1 pseudogene is annotated in these 264 nt (G+C 65.2%); it reads right to left on the reverse strand.

What is annotated here, in order from left to right:
• Nucleotides 1-264, reverse strand: a pseudogene (locus SB725_RS31820) (hypothetical protein); the annotation flags it as partial.

A 264-nucleotide genomic window follows, 5' to 3' on the forward strand; every position in this document is an offset into this window, starting at 1 on the left:
GTCGCGGCATTGGTGCGCAGGTAACGGTAGCCCAGTTCCACCGACGCCTTGTCGGTAATCTCCTGGATCACACCGGCCTGCAGGCCGACCGCGTAGCCGTAGTCGGTATCACGGCTGGCACCTGGCGAATCCTGGGTCAGCTTGGTCATGCCCAGGCTGCCACCGCCGAACAGCTTGGTGGTGTCGCCCACCGGCAGGAAGAGGTCATAGCTGCCCAGCAGGTTTTCCTGGCGCAGCTTGAGGCCGCTGTGGTCGCCCGAGACG

This window comes from Pseudomonas sp. SIMBA_041, from assembly GCF_046535095.1.
In the GTDB taxonomy this organism is placed as follows: domain Bacteria; phylum Pseudomonadota; class Gammaproteobacteria; order Pseudomonadales; family Pseudomonadaceae; genus Aquipseudomonas; species Aquipseudomonas mucoides.